This window comes from Candidatus Mycoplasma haematohominis (assembly GCF_902712995.1).
Classification (GTDB): Bacteria; Bacillota_I; Bacilli_A; order Mycoplasmatales; family Mycoplasmoidaceae; genus Eperythrozoon_B; species Eperythrozoon_B haematohominis.
The window spans coordinates 73,530-95,839 of sequence record NZ_CACTIB010000008.1 but is presented as its reverse complement, the minus strand read 5'-3'; the positions used below and the strand labels follow the sequence as shown (position 1 = coordinate 95,839).

The 22,310-nt window shown below is 32.1% G+C and carries 18 protein-coding genes; 9 read left to right on the top strand and 9 right to left on the bottom strand.

Going from position 1 to position 22,310, the window contains the following annotated elements:
- Positions 1-21: 21 nt before the first annotated feature.
- Positions 22-708: a ribonuclease III family protein gene (locus tag H6411_RS01275; protein WP_216082838.1), complete on the bottom strand. Its 687-nt coding sequence runs from the start codon at positions 706-708 to the stop codon at positions 22-24.
- A gap of 21 nt (positions 709-729) precedes the next feature.
- On the opposite strand from H6411_RS01275, the gene H6411_RS01270 reads away from it, so the two are divergent.
- Positions 730-1,770 (top strand): CPBP family intramembrane glutamic endopeptidase, encoded by a 1,041-nt coding sequence (locus H6411_RS01270; RefSeq protein ID WP_216082837.1) that lies wholly within the window; start codon positions 730-732, stop codon positions 1,768-1,770.
- On the opposite strand, the gene H6411_RS01265 is transcribed toward H6411_RS01270, so the two are convergent.
- From H6411_RS01265 to H6411_RS01250, 4 genes are all read right to left on the bottom strand, one after another.
- Positions 1,767-2,639, bottom strand: a complete 873-nt coding sequence (locus H6411_RS01265; RefSeq protein ID WP_216082836.1) for a DNA gyrase C-terminal beta-propeller domain-containing protein — start codon at positions 2,637-2,639, stop codon at positions 1,767-1,769. The two genes, H6411_RS01270 and H6411_RS01265, sit on opposite strands and share 4 nt — an antisense overlap.
- A 108-nt stretch (positions 2,640-2,747) precedes the next feature.
- Positions 2,748-5,456, bottom strand: a complete 2,709-nt coding sequence (locus tag H6411_RS01260) for a DNA gyrase/topoisomerase IV subunit A (RefSeq protein WP_216082835.1) — start codon at positions 5,454-5,456, stop codon at positions 2,748-2,750.
- 7 nt (positions 5,457-5,463) lie between these two features.
- Positions 5,464-7,425: a DNA gyrase/topoisomerase IV subunit B gene (locus tag H6411_RS01255; RefSeq protein ID WP_246307713.1), complete on the bottom strand. Its 1,962-nt coding sequence runs from the start codon at positions 7,423-7,425 to the stop codon at positions 5,464-5,466.
- 189 nt (positions 7,426-7,614) lie between these two features.
- On the bottom strand, positions 7,615-9,057 hold the full coding sequence (locus H6411_RS01250) for an aldehyde dehydrogenase family protein (RefSeq protein WP_216082834.1): 1,443 nt from the start codon (positions 9,055-9,057) through the stop codon (positions 7,615-7,617).
- A 68-nt stretch (positions 9,058-9,125) separates the two neighbouring features.
- Between H6411_RS01250 and hprK the strand changes: the two genes are divergently transcribed.
- Positions 9,126-10,076: an HPr(Ser) kinase/phosphatase gene (gene hprK, locus H6411_RS01245; protein ID WP_216082833.1), complete on the top strand. Its 951-nt coding sequence runs from the start codon at positions 9,126-9,128 to the stop codon at positions 10,074-10,076.
- Here the strand turns inward: hprK and ftsY are convergent, their stop codons facing one another.
- A complete protein-coding gene (ftsY, locus tag H6411_RS01240) occupies positions 10,077-11,069 on the bottom strand; it encodes a signal recognition particle-docking protein FtsY (RefSeq protein WP_216082832.1) in 993 nt (330 codons plus the stop codon).
- Entirely contained in the window at positions 11,070-12,641 is a 1,572-nt protein-coding gene (gene metG / locus H6411_RS01235) for a methionine--tRNA ligase (RefSeq protein ID WP_216082831.1), read from the bottom strand.
- A gap of 127 nt (positions 12,642-12,768) precedes the next feature.
- Here metG and H6411_RS01230 point away from each other — a divergent pair, with 127 nt between their 5' ends.
- Positions 12,769-13,383, top strand: a complete 615-nt coding sequence (locus H6411_RS01230) for a superoxide dismutase (RefSeq protein WP_216082830.1) — start codon at positions 12,769-12,771, stop codon at positions 13,381-13,383.
- On the opposite strand, the gene H6411_RS01225 is transcribed toward H6411_RS01230, so the two are convergent.
- A complete protein-coding gene (locus H6411_RS01225; RefSeq protein WP_216082829.1) occupies positions 13,380-14,351 on the bottom strand; it encodes a recombinase RecA family protein in 972 nt (323 codons plus the stop codon). The two genes, H6411_RS01230 and H6411_RS01225, sit on opposite strands and share 4 nt — an antisense overlap.
- A gap of 76 nt (positions 14,352-14,427) precedes the next feature.
- On the opposite strand from H6411_RS01225, the gene tmk reads away from it, so the two are divergent.
- A complete protein-coding gene (gene tmk / locus H6411_RS01220; protein ID WP_216082828.1) occupies positions 14,428-15,114 on the top strand; it encodes a dTMP kinase in 687 nt (228 codons plus the stop codon).
- Here the strand turns inward: tmk and H6411_RS01215 are convergent.
- The gene (locus tag H6411_RS01215) at positions 15,111-16,103 is read right to left on the bottom strand and encodes a hypothetical protein (RefSeq protein ID WP_216082827.1); all 993 of its coding nucleotides are present in this window, start codon (positions 16,101-16,103) and stop codon (positions 15,111-15,113) included. The two genes, tmk and H6411_RS01215, sit on opposite strands and share 4 nt — an antisense overlap.
- Positions 16,104-16,420: 317 nt before the next feature.
- Between H6411_RS01215 and H6411_RS01210 the strand changes: the two genes are divergently transcribed.
- The 5 genes from H6411_RS01210 to cysS are packed head-to-tail and all read left to right on the top strand — an operon-like array spanning position 16,421 to position 22,310.
- Positions 16,421-18,235: a M3 family metallopeptidase gene (locus tag H6411_RS01210; protein ID WP_216082826.1), complete on the top strand. Its 1,815-nt coding sequence runs from the start codon at positions 16,421-16,423 to the stop codon at positions 18,233-18,235.
- A 29-nt stretch (positions 18,236-18,264) separates the two neighbouring features.
- Positions 18,265-19,605 (top strand): threonine--tRNA ligase, encoded by a 1,341-nt coding sequence (thrS, locus tag H6411_RS01205; RefSeq protein WP_216082825.1) that lies wholly within the window; start codon positions 18,265-18,267, stop codon positions 19,603-19,605.
- A gap of 50 nt (positions 19,606-19,655) precedes the next feature.
- Positions 19,656-20,780, top strand: a complete 1,125-nt coding sequence (locus H6411_RS01200) for an HAD hydrolase family protein (RefSeq protein ID WP_216082824.1) — start codon at positions 19,656-19,658, stop codon at positions 20,778-20,780.
- A 10-nt stretch (positions 20,781-20,790) separates the two neighbouring features.
- Complete coding sequence (rpsO, locus tag H6411_RS01195; protein ID WP_216082823.1) at positions 20,791-21,018, top strand: 30S ribosomal protein S15; 228 nt, start codon at positions 20,791-20,793, stop codon at positions 21,016-21,018.
- Positions 20,970-22,310, top strand: a complete 1,341-nt coding sequence (cysS, locus tag H6411_RS01190) for a cysteine--tRNA ligase (RefSeq protein ID WP_369408482.1) — start codon at positions 20,970-20,972, stop codon at positions 22,308-22,310. The genes rpsO and cysS overlap by 49 nt, the downstream gene beginning before the upstream one ends.

Genomic DNA, 22,310 nt, shown 5'->3' with positions numbered 1-22,310 from the left:
TCATTTTTTCAGATATCATTATTAAACCTTTCCTATCTCATTTGATTTTATTAGAGAATCTTTGGCTGCCATCTGTTCCGCATCCTTTAATTTAGTACCTTTTCCTCATCCTCTAACCTGATTGCCTCAACTAACAGAAACAGTAAATATAGTGGCTTTGCCTTTTTCTGATGTTGTTTCTTCCAAAGAATAAATTATCTTCTTATTTCCATTTGCTTGAGCTCATTCTTGTAATTTTGTCTTATAGTCTATAAAAGATGGAATTTCTCCAGCTTCAAAATTCTTATATAAAGTATCTAAAACTATTTTTTCAGCAGTCTCATAACCAAAAGTTAAGTAAACTGCAGCAATAAATGATTCATACATATCTTCCAGAATAGCATCTGACAGATGGCAACCCTTACCTAATCGTGCATACTTATCTAAACCTAAATTCTTCGAAATTCAAGTTAGACTTGCTCCTGAAACTATTTCTTTTCTGGTATTACAAATGTCTTTAAGAGAAATATTTAATTTATATAAGTGGTTAGTAATTGCCCAAGAAATGCAAGAGTCTCCAAGAAGCTCTAATTTCTCATAATCTTCTATAGACCTATTTTTTTTAAATGAACTGTGTGTAAAAGCAATGACAAAAAAATCTACTTGCTCTGCTTCCAGACTAAATTTTTCTCTAAGAAAAAATTTAATAGAGTTATGAAAATCAACCAATATAGCCTTTAAATAAATACCTTGAAAAGCTGGCTAACAAATCAAACAAGCAAGGAGCATGACTGGGTAAACCAGATCAGATCTGATTTCAACTGCGACAACAGCCCTGTAGATTTTAAAACGTGAGAGTTTTTAATATTCATATTCGGCTGCTACATAAAAGAAATACTAGACGCATGTGTAGCTACTTTTACAACTAATCAAGGAATAGTAAAGTTAAGTGATTTATTTAGTCACATATATCCTCTTAATTTAGAAATAACTTGAACCATAATACTAAAAATAGCCATAGGATATGCACTCCTTATATATTTCAATTTCAGATACTACGGCTCAAAATCCCTCTGATACATAATAATTTTCTGAATATTCTGTGTAGCTTTCCCTTCATTTGATAGCTTAGTAAAAGCCAACCTGAAATGAATGGGTATGGTATCAGCTATAAAGCTGATAATTTCATTTGGTCTATTTATATACTTCTTTGCTATCGATCCTGTACATCTAGACTCTCTAAAACTACTACTCTACGACAACTTAGAAATAGATATCACTACAGGAAGAATATATAGAACTTATCTAAGCAAAATATCAAAGAAAAAAGTAGGGAAGCTTCTGATGGCAATCACAGTCGTTGTTGCATCCTCCATATTACTCTTATTGCTTATGCAAATACTAGACAAAATAATGGGTTCTCCTCAAAAAAAACCTAGAGAAAAATCTACAAACCAAAAAATGATAGAAAGCATATTCAAGACAAGTTGACACGGATGAATAAATGTAGCTATAAGTTCAGTTATTACAGCTCCAATATTGGAAGAACTTATCTACAGAAGATGCATCATGAAAATAGGAAAATACAAATGATGAACTACAATTGTAAGTGCTTTCATATTTGGATTAGTGCATTTACACAATGACAGCATAAAACAAATAATTCCCTATATATTCCCTGGTATGGTGTTTGCAACTACTCTATATATAAGTAGAAATATATGGCACTGTATATTTGCTCACTCAGCCTATAACTTTATAACCCTAATAAATATGATGATAAATAATTAATAATAGGTGTTTACGATACTTACATAGCAACAATCAATTACCTCCTCTGATTCTTCTTTATTAACAGAAAATGCTTTTATACCCATACTACCTCTACCTGAAACTCTAAACTCATCAACTTTAAATCTATTCAACTTATTTCTGTTCGTTAATAACAGTAAATCCAAACTCTTACTTGGATTTACCAAAGATGCACAAGCAACCTTATCTCCATCTCTTAATCAAAAAGATCTCATGCCGTAATTACCTCTTTTACTTGCTCTAAACCTATTCATATCCACTTGCTTGCCTAAACCCATACTAGACACCAAGAAAACATTATTCCCATCAGAACCAACTAATATAGAAACTAACTTAGCAGAATCTCTTAATTTAACTCCTAACACTCCTTCAGAACTTCTTCCGCTCGCTCGAATAGAAGAAGCGTTAAATCTAACTAACTGACCATCTGAAGTAACTAGACAAACAAAATTATGATCTTTCCCAAAACAAGCTCCGCCATAACCATCTCCTTCCCTAAAACTAATAACTCTTTTTCCAGAACGAGTAAATTTAGATAATTCATTCTGCACTGAAACTTTCTTAATCAAACCTTTTTTAGTAGCTATGAATAGATAAGCATCATCCTTGTTTACTAATCCAGGTTTCATAGCCAACATATCTACAATCCTATCTCCAGGCTGTAAATCTTTCAAAATTTGATTTACATGTCTAGCCTTAGTAGTTTTTCAATTCTCAGGTAAATGAATATCATTTGCTTGCACTCTGTAAGCTCTACCAGTATCAGTTAAAAATAGAACATAATCCTGCGGTCTCGCAGAGACAATAGAAACAGGTAAATCTCCCTCTTCAAACTTTGGGCCTTTCATGCCTTTACCGCCCCTATGATGGAGAGTAATGTTGTCGAAAGAAAATTGACTAATGTGAGACTTGGCACTCAATACAAAAATAAATGCCATATATTTGAATATCTACTACTAACTTGCTGCTTCTGTTGTTGTTTCTTCGTTATCAGCATCATCCATTCAATCTTCCTCTCCATCGTCCTCTAAATCAGCAACTGCATCAAATGGAAGTTTTGTACAGTAAGAAATAGTTATGTTTTGATTTTCTAATTCTTGGTTCAATAACTTACGTCCTTTACCAGATTTGTTTTTCATACATACAATTTCTCCTTTTTCATTTTTGCTGCCCAATTCAGTAGATTTAAATGTATAAATCTTGTCTTCTTCTGTCATGATCAATATGTCATCTTTAGGGTCAACAAACATACATGCAATACATTTTTTATTTTCTTTAGCGGATGCTTTAAATATGTTGATACCCATAGCTCCTCTAGAAGTAAGTCTCACACTATCCTTCTTATCTTTTCCATCCAAGTTATGTAACTTACCATATCCCTTATTATCAACAGTAGCTAATAACTTACCTTCATAAGTTGTAGAAGCCGCAAGTGTGTGTTGTCCTCCTGAAACATTCAATTTAATTCCTTTTTGACCTCCAGCAGCTCTACCTTGAGGTCTAAATCCACTTAATTTACATCTAACTAATTTATTAACAACTGTTGGATCTTTAGTCTTAGTCTTAACTTCAGACCCTACCAAACAAATATCATCTGAATCAGTAGCTTTAAGAACAAAACTTAATTGATCGGCAACTCCTTTCATCTCTCTCAATCTAATGGCAATTTTCCCATTAGACATAATACTTCTAAATAAAGAGATATGAGTTCTCTTTACTTTCCCATTTCTAGTTACAAAAACTAGATACATGTCCTCAATGTTGTAATCCTCTTTCTTCAGTCTCATCATGTGAACAACCTTCTCGTCTTTAGACAAAGAAGGAAGCAGATTATTTATCAACTTACCTTTATTCTTTAGACCATTCTTTAAATTAAATTCAAATGCCTTTTTCTTATAAACCTTTCCTTTGCTTGTAAAGAACAATAGATCATCTTTACCGTAACAAGACAACATAAATCTTGGAGCGTCCTCCTTATACATCTCAGCTTCAATTGAAGTCTTATTTCTTCTTTTCTTATGCGTTCTGAAGAAATTACTTGATAAAGGAATCTGACTAAGGTAAGACTTCTTAGACAAAATAAACATCATGTCCTCATAATTCTTAGTATCTTCATTAGAAATAAACCCATTATCTAACTTATTAATTCTTGTTCTTCTCTCATCTCCATACTTATCTCTAAGCTCTCCTAGTTGTTTAATCAACTTCTCTTTTTGCTTATCTTCACTAGCTAGCAACTCTTCATTCTCTTTTTTCAATTTAGTTTTCTCATCTCTTTCTGTCTCCATCTTAGAAACAGATAGTTTTCTCAATCTACCAATAGGTAAAGCAAGAATATCCTCTAGCTGTTCTTTAGATAACTTGTACTTATTCTTCAACTCTTGATCTGGATTCTCAGATTGAGTAATTATTTTTACTGCTTCTAATATGTCATCAACGACAATTAATCTACCATCAAGAATGTGTATTCTTTTTGAAAGAACAGCAATCCTATAGGTTGCTCTCTTTTTCATCATGTCGAACTGGTGTTCGACATACAATTTCAGAACCGCAGGAACAGATAATCTCTGAGGTTCATTATTTTTAAGAACTACTAATCCAGTAGCATAAGAAATCTGTAATCTAGTGTGCTTATATAAGTTATTCAGTATTACCTCTGGATTACACCCCTGATATTCAATAACTACCCTAATTTCATCTCTACTTGACTCATCTCTAATGTCCTTAATATATTCATCAAACTCAACTATATATAGACCTCTTTTTTTCTCAGAATCCATGTAACTAACAATCTGCTTAATAATCGCAGACTTCTTAACTCCATAAGGAATCTCCCTAATAATCAATCTACCCTTTCTCTTACTATCTTTTTCAATATCTATCTTGGCTCTTAACCTAAAACTTTTTCCTCTCTCTTTCAGATAGAAATAATCCTCAACTCCTCTGTAATTCAAAATTTCTCCTCCTGTAGGAAAATCAGGACCTTGAATGTATTCAAAAAGCTTCTGATCAGAAACGTTAGGATCCTTAATTAAAGCAATAGAAGCATCAATAACTTCTCTCAAGTTATGCGGAGGAATCTTGGTAGCTAAACCAACAGCAATACCCTCACTACCATTAACCAATACATTAGGAATTAAAGTAGGTAAAACAACTGGTTCTTTCTTACTCTGATCATAGTTATCAGACATTTCAACCCAATCCTCTCCCAAGCCATCAGTAAACTGAGAAGACAACTCACTCAATCTAGCCTCTGTATACCTCATAGCCGCCGGAGCATCTCCATCAACAGAACCAAAGTTACCTTGTCCCTGTATCAACGGATATCTAAGGCTAAATCCTTGAGCCATCCTAACCAAAGCATCATAGATAGCCATATCACCATGTGGGTGATAGGATCCCATTACTGAACCGACAATAGCAGCAGATTTTTTATATTTCTTATCGTGTGTTAAACCTTCCTGCGCAGCAGCATAAATAATTCTTCTATGAACTGGCTTCAGACCATCTCTGTAATCAGGAAGAGCTCTAGACTTAATAACGGACATTGCATACTCCAAGAAGGAGTTCTGCATTTCTTTAGTTAAAGCATCCTCTTTAATCTTGTTTGCATCATCATTCTCTAGGATTTTTAGAACCCTGTCTTTTATATTCTGTCTGGACATTAATTAACTAAACATCTACCATAGATGCTCTATGGTAATTATCTCTAATAAATCTAGTTCTTGGTTCTACATCGTCTCCCATTAGATCTTCAAATGTTGCATCTTGAGCCTCTTTTGCCATTTCCACAGTAACTCTAAGTAAAGTTCTAGTCTTAGGATCCATTGTTGTATCTCATAATTGATCAGGTGACATCTCCCCTAAACCCTTAAATCTACTGATCTCTCAACCTTTTTTATTCTTAATAAATTCATCTTTTGATCTCTCATCTTGAAAATACCTAGTTTCTCCTCTTGCTGTAGAAGCTCTATACAAAGGAGGCTGAGCTACGTAAACATATCCTTTCTCTATTAATTCAAACATAAATTTGTAAAGAAACGTAAGTATCAGAGTTCGAATATGAGAGCCATCTACATCAGCGTCTGTCATAATTATGATTTTGTTGTATCTCATTTTTGAAAAATCAAATTTAGCATTTCCATATTCATAACCACATCCAATAGAAGCAATTAAGTTCTTAATCTCTTGATTATCTGCAAACTTAGCTCTATTCTTAACTTTCCACACATTCATTAACTTCCCTTTAACAGGAAGAATAGCCTGAAAATCTCTATCTCTAGCACTCTTAGCTGAACCGCCAGCTGAATCACCCTCTACTATGTACAACTCTGACACTTCTGAATCTTTCAAAGTACAATCTGCCAATTTATCTGCATAACTCAAAAATCCTTCTCTAGCGATCTTTCGATCAGCTTTCTTTGTCATCTCAATCTTCAATCTAGTCTGCATAGACTGTTTAACCCTCTCAAGAATCTTTTTCATGTCCTCCTGATTCTCTTCCATGAACTGATGTAAAGCGCTCTCAACCTCAGTTCTAATGAACTTCTTAATTTCCGTATTACTCAAAAGACCTTTTGTCTGACCTGAATACTCAGGATTTGAATACCTAAGCGAAACAATTGCAGAAAGGGCATTTGCTATATCCTGTTTCTCAATCGAATCAGCATATTTAACTATCTTGTTCTCTAAAGCTCTAACTCTTATGCAATCCAACAAACCATCTTTAAATGCCTCTAAATGAGAACCGCCTTGTGAAGTACTAATGTTGTTACAGAAAGACTTAATTTCTGCTTCATCTTCCATTCGATATTGAAAAGCGCATTCAATATCAATCTTGTTCATCTGATCAGATTTCCTTCTATCTTTAACACTTCCATCTGACTTCACATATACGATGCCACTAATAACTTCTTTAGATTCATTAAGTTGAGTAATTCAATCTTCTATCCCTCTTTCAAAGTAATAAACATGCCTTTCGTTATTAACAGAATCAAAGAATATAAATTTCTTTTGTTTGTTTAAGAAAGCTAAAGTAGAAAGTCTTTCCTTAATAAGTTCTAAGTTGTAATCCTCCTTATCAAAGATACTGAAATCAGGTTGTCAAGTAACCGTAGTACCATGTTTATCTTCACTAACTTTTCCTATTTCCTTAGGCTCCTGCTTAATTTTTCCTCCGTTCTCAAAACTAACTAAATGTTCTTTTCCATCTCTACAAACACTAACTTCCATGAATTTAGAAAGCGCATTAACACAAGTTGAACCAACTCCGTGCAAACCTCCTGAAGTTTTGTATGAAACATTGTCAAACTTACCACCCGCATGAAGTACTGTAAATACAACTAACAAGTTAGAAGTGCCAGTAGTAGGATTAATACCAGTTGGGATTCCCCTACCATTATCACTAATGGTTATTACGTGATTGGGTTTTACAGTTAATGTAATTTCATCAGCGTAACCTGCTTGTACCTCATCAACAGCATTGTCTAATATCTCTCAAATTAGGTGATGTAAACCTCTAGAGTCAGTAGACCCGATATACATACCGGGTCTTTTTCTAACAGCTTCTAAGCCTTCTAGAACCTGAATAGATTCGTCTGTATAAATGTTTTTATTTTTTATTTCTCCTGACACGTAATTAATATTATTTCAAAATTTCTCTGCAGTACGGACTAAAAAAGAACCCTTTTAATTGAAATTATAAGTCTTTATTCCTTTTTATTCGACAACGACAGTAACGGGGGGATCGTAGAATGAAACTTTTTAAACAGAACAACCGCTTAAAACTGAAATTATAGTATAAAAAGGCAAACAATAAATATATTATTCCCTACGTTCTTCTTCTAAAACTTTAAGAACTATACCTTTTGCGTTAGTAAAAAACAAAAGCGAATCTTTAATACTCTGTAATCCACAACCAGAAGCTTTTATTCCCCCAAAAGGCAAAACATCTGGAGATCTAGCAGGTAGAGTATTTATATTTACGCGTCCAAACTCTAATTTCAAAGCTAAATCCGTAGCTCTCTCGATATTTTTGGTAAATATTGCAGACTGCAACCCAAACTTAGAATCATTACAAAACTTAACTAATTCATCTTCTTCCTCAAAAGGAGTAATAGCTAAAACAGGCGCAAACACCTCCTCATTAAACAACTTCATTCCCTCACTAACTCCAGCAAAAACTACAGGAGAAACGAAGTTTCCATCTACAATTAAAGAACCACCTATCAACTGCGCTCCCTTATCCAAGGCATCCTGATAAGCTATCTTCAACTCTTCAACTACCCTCTTATTAATTAAAGGTTCCTTTAACTGAACCTCAAAAACAGCCACTTTCAACTTCTCTAAAACATCCGCATAAATCTTCTTATGAACAAACAATCTCTTAATAGAAGTACATCTCTGACCAGAAAAACTAAATGCACCCTTAATAACTTCCTGCACAGCTAAATCCAAATCAGCATCATCGAAAACTATTGCAGGATTATGCCCTCCTAATTCCATTTGCACTGGAATACCATCAGGCAAACCAACAACTATAGATCTACCAACATCAGTACTTCCCGTAAATGAAAAAGCATCAACATTTTGATGTTTAATTATTCACTTTCCTATTTCTGAGCCTCTTCCGGTCACATAATTAAAAATGCCTGGAGTAGCTAAAAAACCATCTACAGTTGTTTCATGAAACAACTTAGCAATATATCAACCACACAAAGAACCATTAGTAGCAGACTTATGAACAACAGTATTTCCACTTAAAATAGCCGGAACTATCTTAGTAATCATCAAATTAACTGGGTAATTAAAAGGAGATATAGTCAGAGCTACTCCCAAAGGAACCCTTATGTAAGTAGCATGAATATCTTTTGGGACAAGAATATTGTTATTGTGGTTGTATTCATCAGCTCTCTCTATCAAATCTGCATAAGCATGTGTAGATTCAACAATATAGTCATATGACCTCATAATTTCATCGTTAGCCGATTTCATATCTTTTCCTACCTCTAAATTAAGAATCTGAGACAGTGCGAACATGTTCTCTCTCAATTTAGCTGCAAAAGAAAGAAGATATTTAATTCTCGTTTTGTAATCTACTCGTTTCCACTTATCAAATGCCTCTCTAGCTGAACTAAAAGCTTCTTCTATATGTTGTTCAGATAAAGCAGGTATAGTGCCAACCACCTGTCCATCTATAGGACTAATAATCTGAATTTCATCGCAGGAAACTTCTACTCCTCCTATAAATGCAGTAGCCTTATACATATATATAAAGGTTAGCGACTTAATACAAAAAATATGCTATTGATAGAAATGTAATAAGATTCAAAACCATGAAAGGAACAGTAAAAGTAAATTCAATATACAAGCGTTTCAAGGGAAATTATCTAAACAGAAGCACTCATAATGCCGATAGACAGATCACAATTCCTAGTTTTACAAGACTAGGTTTTGAACTAAATGGAATCTTCTTAAATGAAAAAATGTTGGCTTGCGTATGTTGAGGAGCTCAAGAAAGTGAATTTTTAAATAGATTTCCCCAAGAACAACAAATAAAGATAATCAAGGAAATACTAGTTAGAAATCCTCCTCTATTTATTCTTAGCAAAAACTTTTCTCATAGCGAAGTGCTATTAGAACTGAATCAAAAATTTAATGAAAATAGAAGCGCAATTATTCATACAGATCTATCAACAACAGAAATCTATACATTAATAGGAAGTTGATTATCAAAAACTCTTGCTACATGAAAAACAATACACGGAACAGTACTAAACATATGGGGAGAAGGAGTTTTAATAATAGGAGATCCTGGTGTTGGTAAATCAGAAACAGCTTCTGAATTGATAAGACTAAATCATCTATTTTTAGGAGATGATGCAATATCAGTTACAAGAATAGGAAACATAATACTTGCCAAAGCAAATCCCTTAACCAAAGATTTCATTCATCTTAGAGGTCTAGGAATCCTAAACATAAAAGAAATGTATGGAGGAGCAAAAATAATAAGAGAAACCAATATCTCTGTAGTCATAGAACTTAAACATTTAGATCTCAATAACCCAAATAGAGAAGAATTTGAAAACGTAGGAGATGTGATTAAATACTACAACTTATTAGGAGTGCCTATACCCTTATACACATTACCAGTTACCTGAGGTAGAAATATGTGCGACTTAATAGAATTGGCAGTTATAGATATGAAATTAAAGCAACAAGGCTACAATGCAGCAAAAGAAATGGATAACAACTACAAAAGATTACTTATTAAAACTAAAAACTAATTACTCTCCTAAAGACATATTTTCTGTTCACTCATCTACTATCTCAGATAAATCAAACTGTATTAAATCAAATAATTCCTCTCCGGTTCCAACTAACTTAACTGGAACTTTAAATTTCTCTTTAATCGCAAAAATAATACCTCCTCTAGTTGTATTGTCCATCTTGCTAAGTATTATCCCTGTAACATAAGAAGAATCTAAAAAACTTTTAGCTTGCAAAAGACTAGTTTGTCCAGTTGTTGAATCAATAATCAACAAAGTCTCGTTAGGATAACTTTCATCAAATTTACGAATAGTCTTATAAACCTTATTTAATTCCTGCAATAGATTTTGATTGTTGTGTTGTTTTCCTGAAGTATCACAAATTATCAAATCATATTTCTTCTCTTTGTTAGCTTCCAAAGATTTATATATAAGAGCAGACGGATCTTCCTTTGGCCTAGAAGGAAGTGTTATGTCTACCCCCAATTTAATAGCTCAATTATTCAATTGTTCTACTGCTCCTGCCCTAAAAGTATCAGCTGCAACTATTAATATCTTGAAACCCTGTTCTTTAAACCTATAAGCCAATTTTGCAATACTTGTTGTTTTTCCTGATCCATTAGATCCAACAACCAAAATTAAATTTGTTCTTCCGGGTTCAACATTCAAATCTACTTCAAAATCTCCGTAAAATTTAAGAAGTTCTTCTTTAAATATCTTTCTCAAAACATCTACAGCAATATTAGATTTAGATTCCTTCTCTAACCTAATAGCTATTTCCTTAGATAATTTCTCTGAAACAAAAGGCCCAAAATCCAATCTAATAAGTATTTCTTCTATCTGATTCTTTAAATTATCGTCAAACTTAACAGTTCTTAAAAGTTGTTTAAAAAAAGCAGCGCTTTTAGCAAATATCCCTTCTTCCTTACTATCAATAGAGAGTTGTTTATTTTGCTTCTTTAATTCTTTAACTAAAAGATTCTTATTTCTCTTGAATATATTTCATTTCATCTATTCATATTCACTAATAGTAATTCTTGGAAAGAAAACTTTATTAAGAGGATTAATTGTTTTCTTAGAGTACAACCTATCTTTCTTTAAATATTCAAGATTTGCCTTTTTATGAGAAACATTCAAAACATCAAATATTTCTGGATAAGAATCAATCAATATAGGAGAAAGAGATCATGTTCCTACACAAAGTAGCTTATAGATAACGTGCATTAAACTTTTAAGTAAATTACTGTCACTTGGAAGTTCTCAAGCTTTATTTTTTTCTATTAACTTTCCAGCAGTTCTAAATAAATCAAATACTTTCTCAACTATTAAGTAAGGACTAAGTTGCTCGACATATTCCTCGTACTCCTTATCTAAAAACATACCAATCTGTATATTCAGCTGATCTATCTCTATAAATTCCTCAATATTCACATCATCAGGAACCTGCAAATCAAATTTCTTGCTCACAATTCCATAAAATCTGGAAATTAAATTTCCGAAAGTATTAGCTAGATAAGAGTTGTAAACAACCTGAATTTCTCTCATGCTAACTTGGTTATCTACCAAGAAATTAAATTTAGAAAGATAGAATCTTAAGGCTTCTCTAGAGAAATCATTTATCACCTGAACAGGATCAATTACGTTTTGTTTAGACTTAGACATCTTGTCGTTATTCATCAACAGTCAACCGTGAACTAATAAAGTATCAAATAGCTCTAAATTCAAATTCTTCAACATAATCGGCCAATAGATACTGTGAAACCTACAAATTTCTTTACCGATAATATGTATTACTTTCCTGCCGGGACTCTCTCAAAAAACATGAAAATGTTGTGAATTTGCTGCTCCTTTTCCAAAATTACCATAATGCAAAGCAGATAAATAACCAATAAGCGCATCAAACCAAACATATATTGTCTGGTCTTCTCTGTCAGGAACCTTTATTCCCCAATCTACATTTCCTCTAGTGATAGATAAATCATCTAAATCATTTATGAAATTATTAATCATTTCTTTTTTGTAATGAGACGGATAAATAAGTAAATCTCTCTCTTGATATTCTTTCATTAATCAAGCTTTAAAAGGAACTACTCTCAAAAAAAATGTTCTTTCATTCTTAATACTTAATGCATGTCCTAACTTACAAACCGCCGTCTTAGAAATTGATCTATAAGAATACCCTTCTTCGCAAGAAGTGCAATATCAACCTTTTCATTCATCAACGTATATTTGATTAGTATTTTCAAACTGTTCAAAAATCTTTCTAACTAACTGCTTATGAGCATTATCGCTGGTTCTCATAAACCTGTCATACTTAATCCCCAAATCATTTCAAAGCTCCTTAAACTTAGAAACATTTCCATCTATAAATTCCTCAACCGGAATACCTTTACTTTCAGCAGCTTTAAATATCTTCTCTCCGTGTTCATCAGTTCCAACAGACATTCAACATTTATAGCCCAAAGAAGAGTAATATCTCTTCAAGCAATCAGCTAATACAACAGTAAAAGCGTGTCCTAAATGAGGTTTATCATTAGGATAAAAAACCGGGGTGGTTATATAAATACTTTCTCCTTGAGACATTATCTAACCTTTTTTTAGGCCTGTACTTCTATATATAAATTTAATACCCATAAATAAAAATGTCAATGTATTTCATGCCGTAAATAAAAAAATTAATTATTGTTAGAATATGGCTAGGTTAATACGTATGTTCAGTCCCAAGCCGCTCAAATTTAGTTTTAGTGATTACTCTCCAGCAATTTCTGAGGAGATTATGACTCTTCATTACAAACAGCACTATTTTGGATACATAAACAACTTAAATACAGCAATTTCAAAATATCCTGATTTTTTCAAATTTGAAGTTTCACAGATTTTAGAAAGAATTAAAGAAATACCTGAAGATATACAAGCAATAGTTAGAAATAACGGTGGAGGAGTAGTAAATCATGAAATTCTTTGAGACATTCTTGACAAAAAAGAAACTCAAATACATGATGGTGTATTTAAAGAAGATGTTTCAAAAGCTTTTGGTGGATGAGATAAATTCATTGAGCAATTTATGGCAGCAGGAGGTAAATTATTTGGCTCCGGTTGAGTTTGATTGGTTTTCGAAAAAGGAACAAAAAACTTAAAAATCATGTCTACTTCAAATCAAGATTCTCCTTACATGGATGGGCATTATCCCATATTTGGTATAGATGTATGAGAACACGCATATTACTTGCAATACAAAAACATGAAAGTTAATTATCTAAAAGAAATATGAAAAATTGTCGACTGAAAAGAAGTAGAAAAGAGATACCTTTCACGTAAAAACTAGTCTTCAGGAAAAGCTAGTTTTTTCAAAGTTTCAGCCAAGGCTGGATCCTTCATCATTTTGTTTCTTAACTGAGTCATTCCTTGAGCTAAATTCTTGCCATCTAACTCTAACCAAGAACCCTTCTTCAGTATTTTTTTGCTTTCTATTAATTCATTAATAACTTCTGCATAAACATCAAAGCCTGTATCAAAATAAAGAAACGTTTTTGCGGTAGTTAAAGGAACTCCATATTTATTTTTCACAACTATACATTTAGTCTCAAAACCAAGCACTCTTCCATTAGCATCCTTAATACTGTCTGTTCTCTTTACTTCTAACCTAACACACGAAGCATATCTAAGAGCTCTACCTCCTGTAGTAACAGTTGCTGGCATATAAGCATTAGCTCCTATTTTCTCTCTTAACTGATTAATAAAAATAACAGTAGTTTTATTCCCAATCATAAGACTCTGCATAATTCTCAAACCTTTACTCATTAATCTAGCATGCAAGCCCATGCTTTGATCTTCAATCCTGCTTTCAAATTCATAAACAGGAACTAAAGCAGTAACAGAATCCACAATTATCAAATCTACTTCCTTAGTTTCCAACAACTTGTTAATCAAATCAAAAGCTTTTTCTCCGTTTTCCGGTCTAGCAATAAGCAAATTATCTATATCAACTCCTAATTTGACGGCTCATTCAGGATTTAAAGTATTCTCTAGATCCAAATAAACACTTGTTTTCTTTTGTTTTTGAGTATGAGCTAACGTTTGTAAAGCTAAAGTAGATTTGCCAGATGAATCAGATCCAAAAATCTCTATAATCTTCCCTTCAGGAAAGCCTCCAAGCCCTAAAGCGCGGTTCAAAGAATAAGAATGAGTTGGCAAAATATTAACTTTTGTTTCTTTCATGGAGGTAACTTCTTTGAAGAAATTTACCCCTATCTCTTTCAGTAAATTTTTGGTTTTGTTATCCTCTTTTTTCATAAGTTACCTCTTCACTTCTATTAATCCTTCAAAGTTAAGAAAAAGGAATAAAAAGATTTTTAAAATTTTTTAAGTTTTGAATCATTCAGAAAAAACACCTAGATCTTTATTCGTAGTTATTGAAGGCATTGACTTTGCCGGAAAAACGACACTCGTAAAGATGCTAGAAGAGAGCTTTAGAAAAGATGAAAAGATGAAAGAATTATTTCATGAAATCATCTATACCAAAGAACCAGGGACGCCTAAATTAGAGTTTTGTACATCTATCAGAAATTTAGTTCTTCAATCAAAAGAAATAAATAACGAAACAAGAGCTCTTTTATTTTTTGCCAACAGATCCGAACATGTAGAAAAGCTAATTATCCCAACTCTTAATAAACCTAGACGTCTAATAATTTGCGACAGATTCTATCTATCTACCAGAATATATCAAGGTTTAGGCAATGAGAAATTAATTAAATGAATTCAAGATACACATAAGTTAGTTTGTCCTATAGTTCCTGATCTAACTTTCATGGTAAACATAAGTAAAGAAATATTTCTATCAAGATACAAAGATAAATTAAGTAGATCTGAAAGAAATTACATGGACACTTATACTTACGATGAAATAGACAAAATCATGATGTTAAATAAAGAACTAGAAGAAGAAAAAGATCCTTTAGCTGGTGAACTAATATATCTATGCGGAAATAAGGGAGTATCTCCTCTAGTTGAAATAATTAAACAAAAAATAATCGAAAAAGCAACTAAAAATAATTAACCAACAAAACAAATATTTTCGAAGTATTTGTTCATAGTCACTACATAGTATTTCTTATAAGCTTCTGTACTCTTAATTTGATTAATAACATTCAACAGCATAGTAACAAAAGAAAGACTGTAGGTCATAATATACCTAATAGAAGGTTGATCTAATAGAACAGATAGCTCTATCTTGCAAGCTTCAACAAATCTATCCTTAAATACATTACTTTCCTGGCCTTTAGGAACAAAGTTGATATCATTCTCGCATATAAATAAAACTACTTCCAATCATTTCAAGGCATTCATAAATTTCTCATATATTGAATATTTGGAGTAATCGACGTTATCCGAACGAAGAAGTAGACCATTTTGCGACAAAAAGAATTCAAGATAGCATTTGAATAAAGGAGCAATGTTCTTCCCAGATTCATCAAACAACTTATACTCTTCCATAGCCTGATACAGCTTAGAGAAAGAATTTAATTTAGATATTGATTCGATAAATATCTCACATTGCTTTTTGGGAAGCTTCAACAAAGATTTGTTTGATCTCAAGTTGTCATATTGAAATCTGTTAAATTTAACAGTAGAAATTACAAGATCACGATTATTCAACTCATCAGTTATGTGTAAAAGTTTCCAAAGAACAGGTTCTGGTTTTTTTAATAAGAGAGGTCTACCAAAAAAATTAACCTTGAAATCTTTCTCCATTTCATCCAAAGAAGTTTGAAATATCTTCAAATCCTCTAAGGGTTCAACCAACAATTCATTCTTATAAGAATAATAAGAAGAATCATTGATTTTTCCAATACCAATACACTCGTCAAAAATACTTAATCTATTCAAATGCATTCAAGATTTAACATCAAGAATATTCAGCTTAAGCAATCTAAAAAAGAACAAATCGCTTTCCTTTTGTATTCTGCCTGTATCCAAAATAAATGAATTGCTTTTTATCTCGCCCAAAATATAAGGTCTGGTATCCTTTACTTTGAAAGTTGTCAAAAAAGCTCATTCAAGGTGTCCTGCATTAACTAAATGAATCAAACTATTAAGTATCTTTACCTGCAAATCCAACGAGAAAACAGAAGTTGTGGCAAATTGTGGGATTACTAGCTCACTTTTATGAATAGATTCAAAAGTTAATTTGATTTGCTTTGATAAAAAAGTTAATTTTGAGACGAGTAATTCTTTAGTGTTTTCAACTTTACTTAGTTCTTGCACAAAAATAAAGGGTTTTCTTCTGATAAAAAAGTCCATAAAATATCTAGCTAGATTTTTTTATATATAAACACTATCAATTTAATTTAAAAACAAAAACCATGGAACGTTTTGAGTATAAATGGGATTTGGACAAAATTCTAAAGGATGGCACTATAGATGATCTCATAAATGATTATTTCACAAAGTTAGGAGACATAATAAAGCTTTATGAAGAAGATGTATTTACTTCTAAAGAAAAACTTTTACACTTTCACCAATTAAGTATTCAGTGCTCATCAATTGGTAACAAACTGTTTAACTACTTAAACAGTAAATGCAACGAAGATCTGTCAAATCAAACAAATTTCGAAATCCTTCAGGAAGTAAAAATTAAGGCTGTTCCATATCATCAAAGAATGTCAGACTTTGTAGATAGAGCAATTGAAAACCAAGATTTAATTAAAGAGTTTCTATTAGATCCTAGACTAGTTCACCTTCAAAGATACTACTACAAGATATTTAGAACAGCAAAACACCAGCCTCCTGCAGAAATAAAAAGATACATGGTTTCTTATGCTCCGCTTAGTTCTGCTTACGAAAGCATTTTCACAATTCTTAAAGATCAAAACATTCCTATGAAACCAGCTAAAGACAAGAATAGAAAATATGTGACTATCAATAATTATGAGGAATACTTGAATACTCAATTTTCTCTAGATCGTATATTTAGAAAAAATGCTTACTACAGTTGACACGGAGCTGTTGCAAGCATAGAAGACACACTAGCTCAATTACTTTACTTCAAATTACTAGAACAAAACATAGACGCTAGAAACTGTAATTTCCCAGGCGGTTTTTACGAAGCTCAAATATTCGAAGATGAATTGCCAACTTCATTTATTCCTTATGTATACAAAAAAATTTCTAGATTCTGTACTGAATATAAGAAATTTAAAAAGATAAGAAAAAGAAAACTTAGAGATATCTATTCCCTTAAAGGAGTTAAGCCTTGGGACTTAAAGATGCCTATCGTTAAAAATTCAGATTTAGAAAAAATTGAAATAAGCGAAGCGCAAGATATGGCTCTTGAAGCTCTGAAACCTTTAGGAGAAGAATACGTAAAAAACGTTAAAAGAGCTTTCTCAGAAAGATGAATTGACTGAGAATGCAGAAAAGGAAAAACCACTGGTGCATACTGTATTTCAGGTTGTTATGGGGTAGAAAACAAATATATTCTTATGAATTACAACTACAGACTAGATGACGTATATACATTAGTACACGAATTAGGTCACGCTATGCACGCAGTTGAATACTGTGCACACCAAAGAGAATACGCAGATACAACAATCTTCATAGCTGAGATTCCTTCAAGTTTAAATGAGTTACTCCTATCTTTTCACTTAATAGAAAGATATAAAGGTAATCCATCCAAACAATTAGAAGTATATGACTACTTATTAAACAACTTCTTCTCTGCAACTATAAACCAAGTAATCCTTAGTGACTGAGAATATGACATGAATAAATTAGTTAACTCAGGAAGAATAATCACCGCTGAAGCTGCAAAAATGATTTACAAAGCTAAACAACAAAAATATCAAGGAAACAGAATTACTAAACCGCTGAGTCCATGAAAAGATTTAGCTTTAGCAAATGTATTGACTGTCCCTCATTTTTACAGTGGTGAATTCTACGTTTACAAATATGCAATAGGTAAGATAGTAGGTCTAATCATAGCAATGGAATTACAAAAAGATCCAAGCTACATGGATAAATACTTTGAGTTCTTAAGATCAGGTACTTCAAAATCAAACTTAGATACTCTAAAAATCTTAGGAATTGATCTAGAAAGGTCAGCTATCTGAACCAGAGTAAAAGACGAAATACATAAATGAGTAAGCGAATATGTTAGATTGACTGCTGAAATTTAAAGGTATTATCTAAACTTTTAGATATACCTATGTCAAAAGAAAAAAATCAGGAAGGTTGTTCTTGTTGTTGTGTAAACAACGAGGATCACAGAAAGTTTGGAGAAAAATTAGACATATTTGACTTTGATCCCTTAATAGGATCAGGCATTCCTTTTTGACTAGAAAATGGTTTTACTCTTAAAGAAACCATAAAACAGTATGTAAATTCAATTCAAATAAAAAATGGAATAACTATGGTTTCAACTCCTGAATTAGGGAGAAAAGAACTATATGAAACATCAGGACACTGAGACCATTACAGAGAAAATATATTCCCTCCTATTCAACTAGATGAATCAGATGATTATGTGCTTAGACCAATGACTTGTCCTCATCACATACTCCTATACAAAAGAACTAGATGACATGAGAAACACCTTCCAATAGCTTATGGAGAGAACTCCAGGCTTTACAGATATGAGTGCTCTGGAGGTTTATTTGGCTTAGAGAGAACAAGAGCTATGGAATTAATAGATACTCATATGTTTTGTTCTCCAGAAAAACTAATAACTTCTCTGCAACAAGCTCTAAACATCATACTAGAAGTAAAAGAAGCCTTCCAAATACAATACCATTCAATAGTTCTCTCCTTAAGAGACAAAAATAAAGATAAGTTCTTCGATGATGATGAGCTATGAGAAAAAGCAGAACACACTTTAAGAGATTTCCTAGATAAGAACAAAATTCAATATGAAGAAGGAATAGGAGATGCAGCTTTCTATGGCCCAAAAATAGATTTTCAAATAAAAACATATTCAGGAAAAATAATCACTATCTCCACAATTCAACTAGATTTTCTATTACCTCAGAAATTCAATCTGCAATACTTCAAAGGAGAACAAGGAGAAAAAGCAACTCCTATTATGATTCACCTAGGAATAATAGGTACTTTAGAAAGATTTATTGCTTATCTACTAGAAAGAGATCAAGGTTGATTACCATTCTGAATAAGCCCAATTCAAATAGCTGTAATCCCAGTCAATATAAATAAACACCTGACTATATCCCAAAACTTTGCCTCATTCCTACAAAAACTAAACATAAGAGTTTCTGTGGAAGCAAGTGATGAATCTCTAGGACGTAGATTAGCTCAAACAATAGAAAAAAGAGTCTATGGCCACATAATTCTTGGAGACAAAGAAGCTGAAACTATTCAAGAGTTAATCTCCATAAATTCTGATATCCAAAACAAATCTCAAAATAATTGAGAAAACGTAATGAAATTAATAAGCAAAAACAGAGGAGAAAGAGAGAATTTAGTAAAAGAAAAATATCCATTAAATCATTCAGAATTTTTAAGATGAGCCTCCCTATTTACCAAACAAAATTAATTCTCTCTTAACTATCAATTCTCAAATCGAACTATCATCAAGAACTAATAATGGTAAACAACATATACGATAGAAAAGTTGTAATAGTAGACCTAGATTTCTCAGAAATAAATCAATACTCTCTGGACGAAAGTTTATATACCAAAAAACTACTTTCTGAATTAGCAGCTAACCAAAACTTAATACTACTAACAGATAGCCCTGCATTCTTAGCTATAGAAATTCTTAAAAACCTAGATTTAAAAACAGGATACCTAATAGCAGATGCTGGAGCATCTATCATAAATATAGCTACAAGCAAAACAATACAAGAAGAATTTCTAAATCCAAGTTTAGTCCACAATCTATGCTACAAATGCGTCTGAAATAACCTCCTATTTTCCATAAACACAGACAAAAATAAATACCCTTTTAAGATCAGCAGATGAATAATCAAGAAGTACAAAGGAAACCTATCATATCTAATGAACTATGAACAATACATGATGGAAACCTCTTCAGAATTACAAGAGTTAATACACGAAAACAATGTAAGAACAATCGAGATTTACTTCCCACACAAAACAAATATAGAAAGAAAAAAAGCTATGATGGAATTCATCACATGCTTTGAAAATGAATTTAACTACACAATAAACGTCTCTACATTACAAATAATTCCAAAGGGAAAAACAAAAGAGAATGCTCTTAGATATCTAGCTGAAGATTTAAGAATAAATAGCAAAGCAGACGGAATTTACTGTTCTGTACATCAATGCTATAGCGACATAATCCCAAATACCTATTTTTCTGCAATAACTGACGAATGCAAGGAAAAAAAAGATGCAAAAGAACAAACACTAACAGATATTTCAGAACTAATTCCATGGGGAACAGTTTCCTGAATAGATTGGTTCTACAAAAACGCTCATCTTTGATGAGGTAATCAAGAAGAAAAACTAAAAGAAGTTTTTGAAAAATATAAAGACTACTGCATAGAAGAAAAAGAATTAAAAAGAATGCAAAGCGAACCAGTCAAATACATAACACTAACCAAGACAACTCTTTATTCAGTTTCTCAAAATAAAATGGCGCATCAAAGAATAGACAGTGTAAAGCTTGGTTTTTGGCCACAACAAGCGGGATTCATTGTTAATTTCATTACAAAACATAAAATGATTCAAAGGAAACCTTAAAATTTAATTCATGGAATTTAAAGTAGGATCACACGCGCAACAAGTTATAGATCTAAACAAAAGGATAAAGAGACTAACTAGTCATCTGAAGAATTACAAGAAAGACCACGTAACAAAACTTTCTTTGTTCAAATTAGTAGCAAAGAAAAAAAGATTTCTTAAATATTTAAAAAACAATAACTTTGAACAATACAAATATCTAGTAGACAAATCAAACTTAAAAGAAGTAGGCTTATAAATCTCCAGTTATACGATTCTCTATCCAAGCAACTAAAGAGAATTGAATTAGATAAAGATAATCTAGTAAAGATATATCTGTGTGGCCCTACTGTCTACGATGATATTCACATAGGAAATATAGCTCCAGTAATAATTTTTGACTATCTAATTAGATATCTAAAAGAAAAACAGCTAAATGTCTTGTATGTACACAACATAACCGACATAGACGACAAGATAGTAAATAAAGCCCAGCAATTAGGAGTAGAAGAATCGGAAATAGCCAACATTTACGCAGAAAAATATTTCGAATTACTAAAAAAATTAAATGTAATCTGACCAACCCACACTCCTAAAGTAAGCGAACATATAGAAGACATTCAAAACACAATAGAACAGTTAATGAATAAAGGCTATGCAGAAATAAACGAAGCAGGAGATGTTGTCTTCAAACTAGATTTAATTCCAACCTACGGAGAACTATCCAAACAAAACCTAAATGAATTAACTAATATCTCAGACTTTTGTCTGTGAAAAAAAATACAATTTGGAAAAACTTGAGATAGTAAATGAGGAAAAGGAAGACCAGGATGACATACAGAATGTTTTACTTTCATAGATAAACTTTGTTGCCAAAAAGTTCATATACATGGAGGCGGAATAGATTTGAAATTCCCACATCATGAAAATGAAAATGCTCACTGTCGAGCCCTTTATAACACTCCCTTAGCGGACATATGAATTCACATAGGGCATTTAAGCACACCAGATGGAAAAATTTCTAAGTCGCAAAATAAAAAGTTTCTGTTAAAAGACGTAGTTGACTCCTACTCCCCTAACTTACTTAGACTATTTTTTCTTAAGAACAGTTATTCAACTCCTTCATTAGTATCCTACGAGATACTAGATGATTTGAACGAAGAATTAAATAGTTTCTTGGTTGCAATAAATAAAGCTATTTCTGCCATTTACATAGCTGACAATAAGTACGATTTAGACTCGTCTACTGAAATAAATTCTGAATTTCTATCTTTTCTAGAAAACAACTTAAATCTTCCAAGCGTCCTAACTTGACTTCAACAACTTAAAAAAACTCTATTAACTTCAATAAAAAACAAACAAATATCGGAAATAAAAACTCATCTATCTGAACTTAAAACACATCTTGAATGGCTAGGATTTCAAATACCAAACGAACACACTCCTGAAAATTTAGAACTATTAACCACCTGGAAAACTCATATAGAAAAACAAGAATGAAAATCAGCAGATGAAATAAGAGATAAGCTAATCAAATTAAAGTTAATCTAA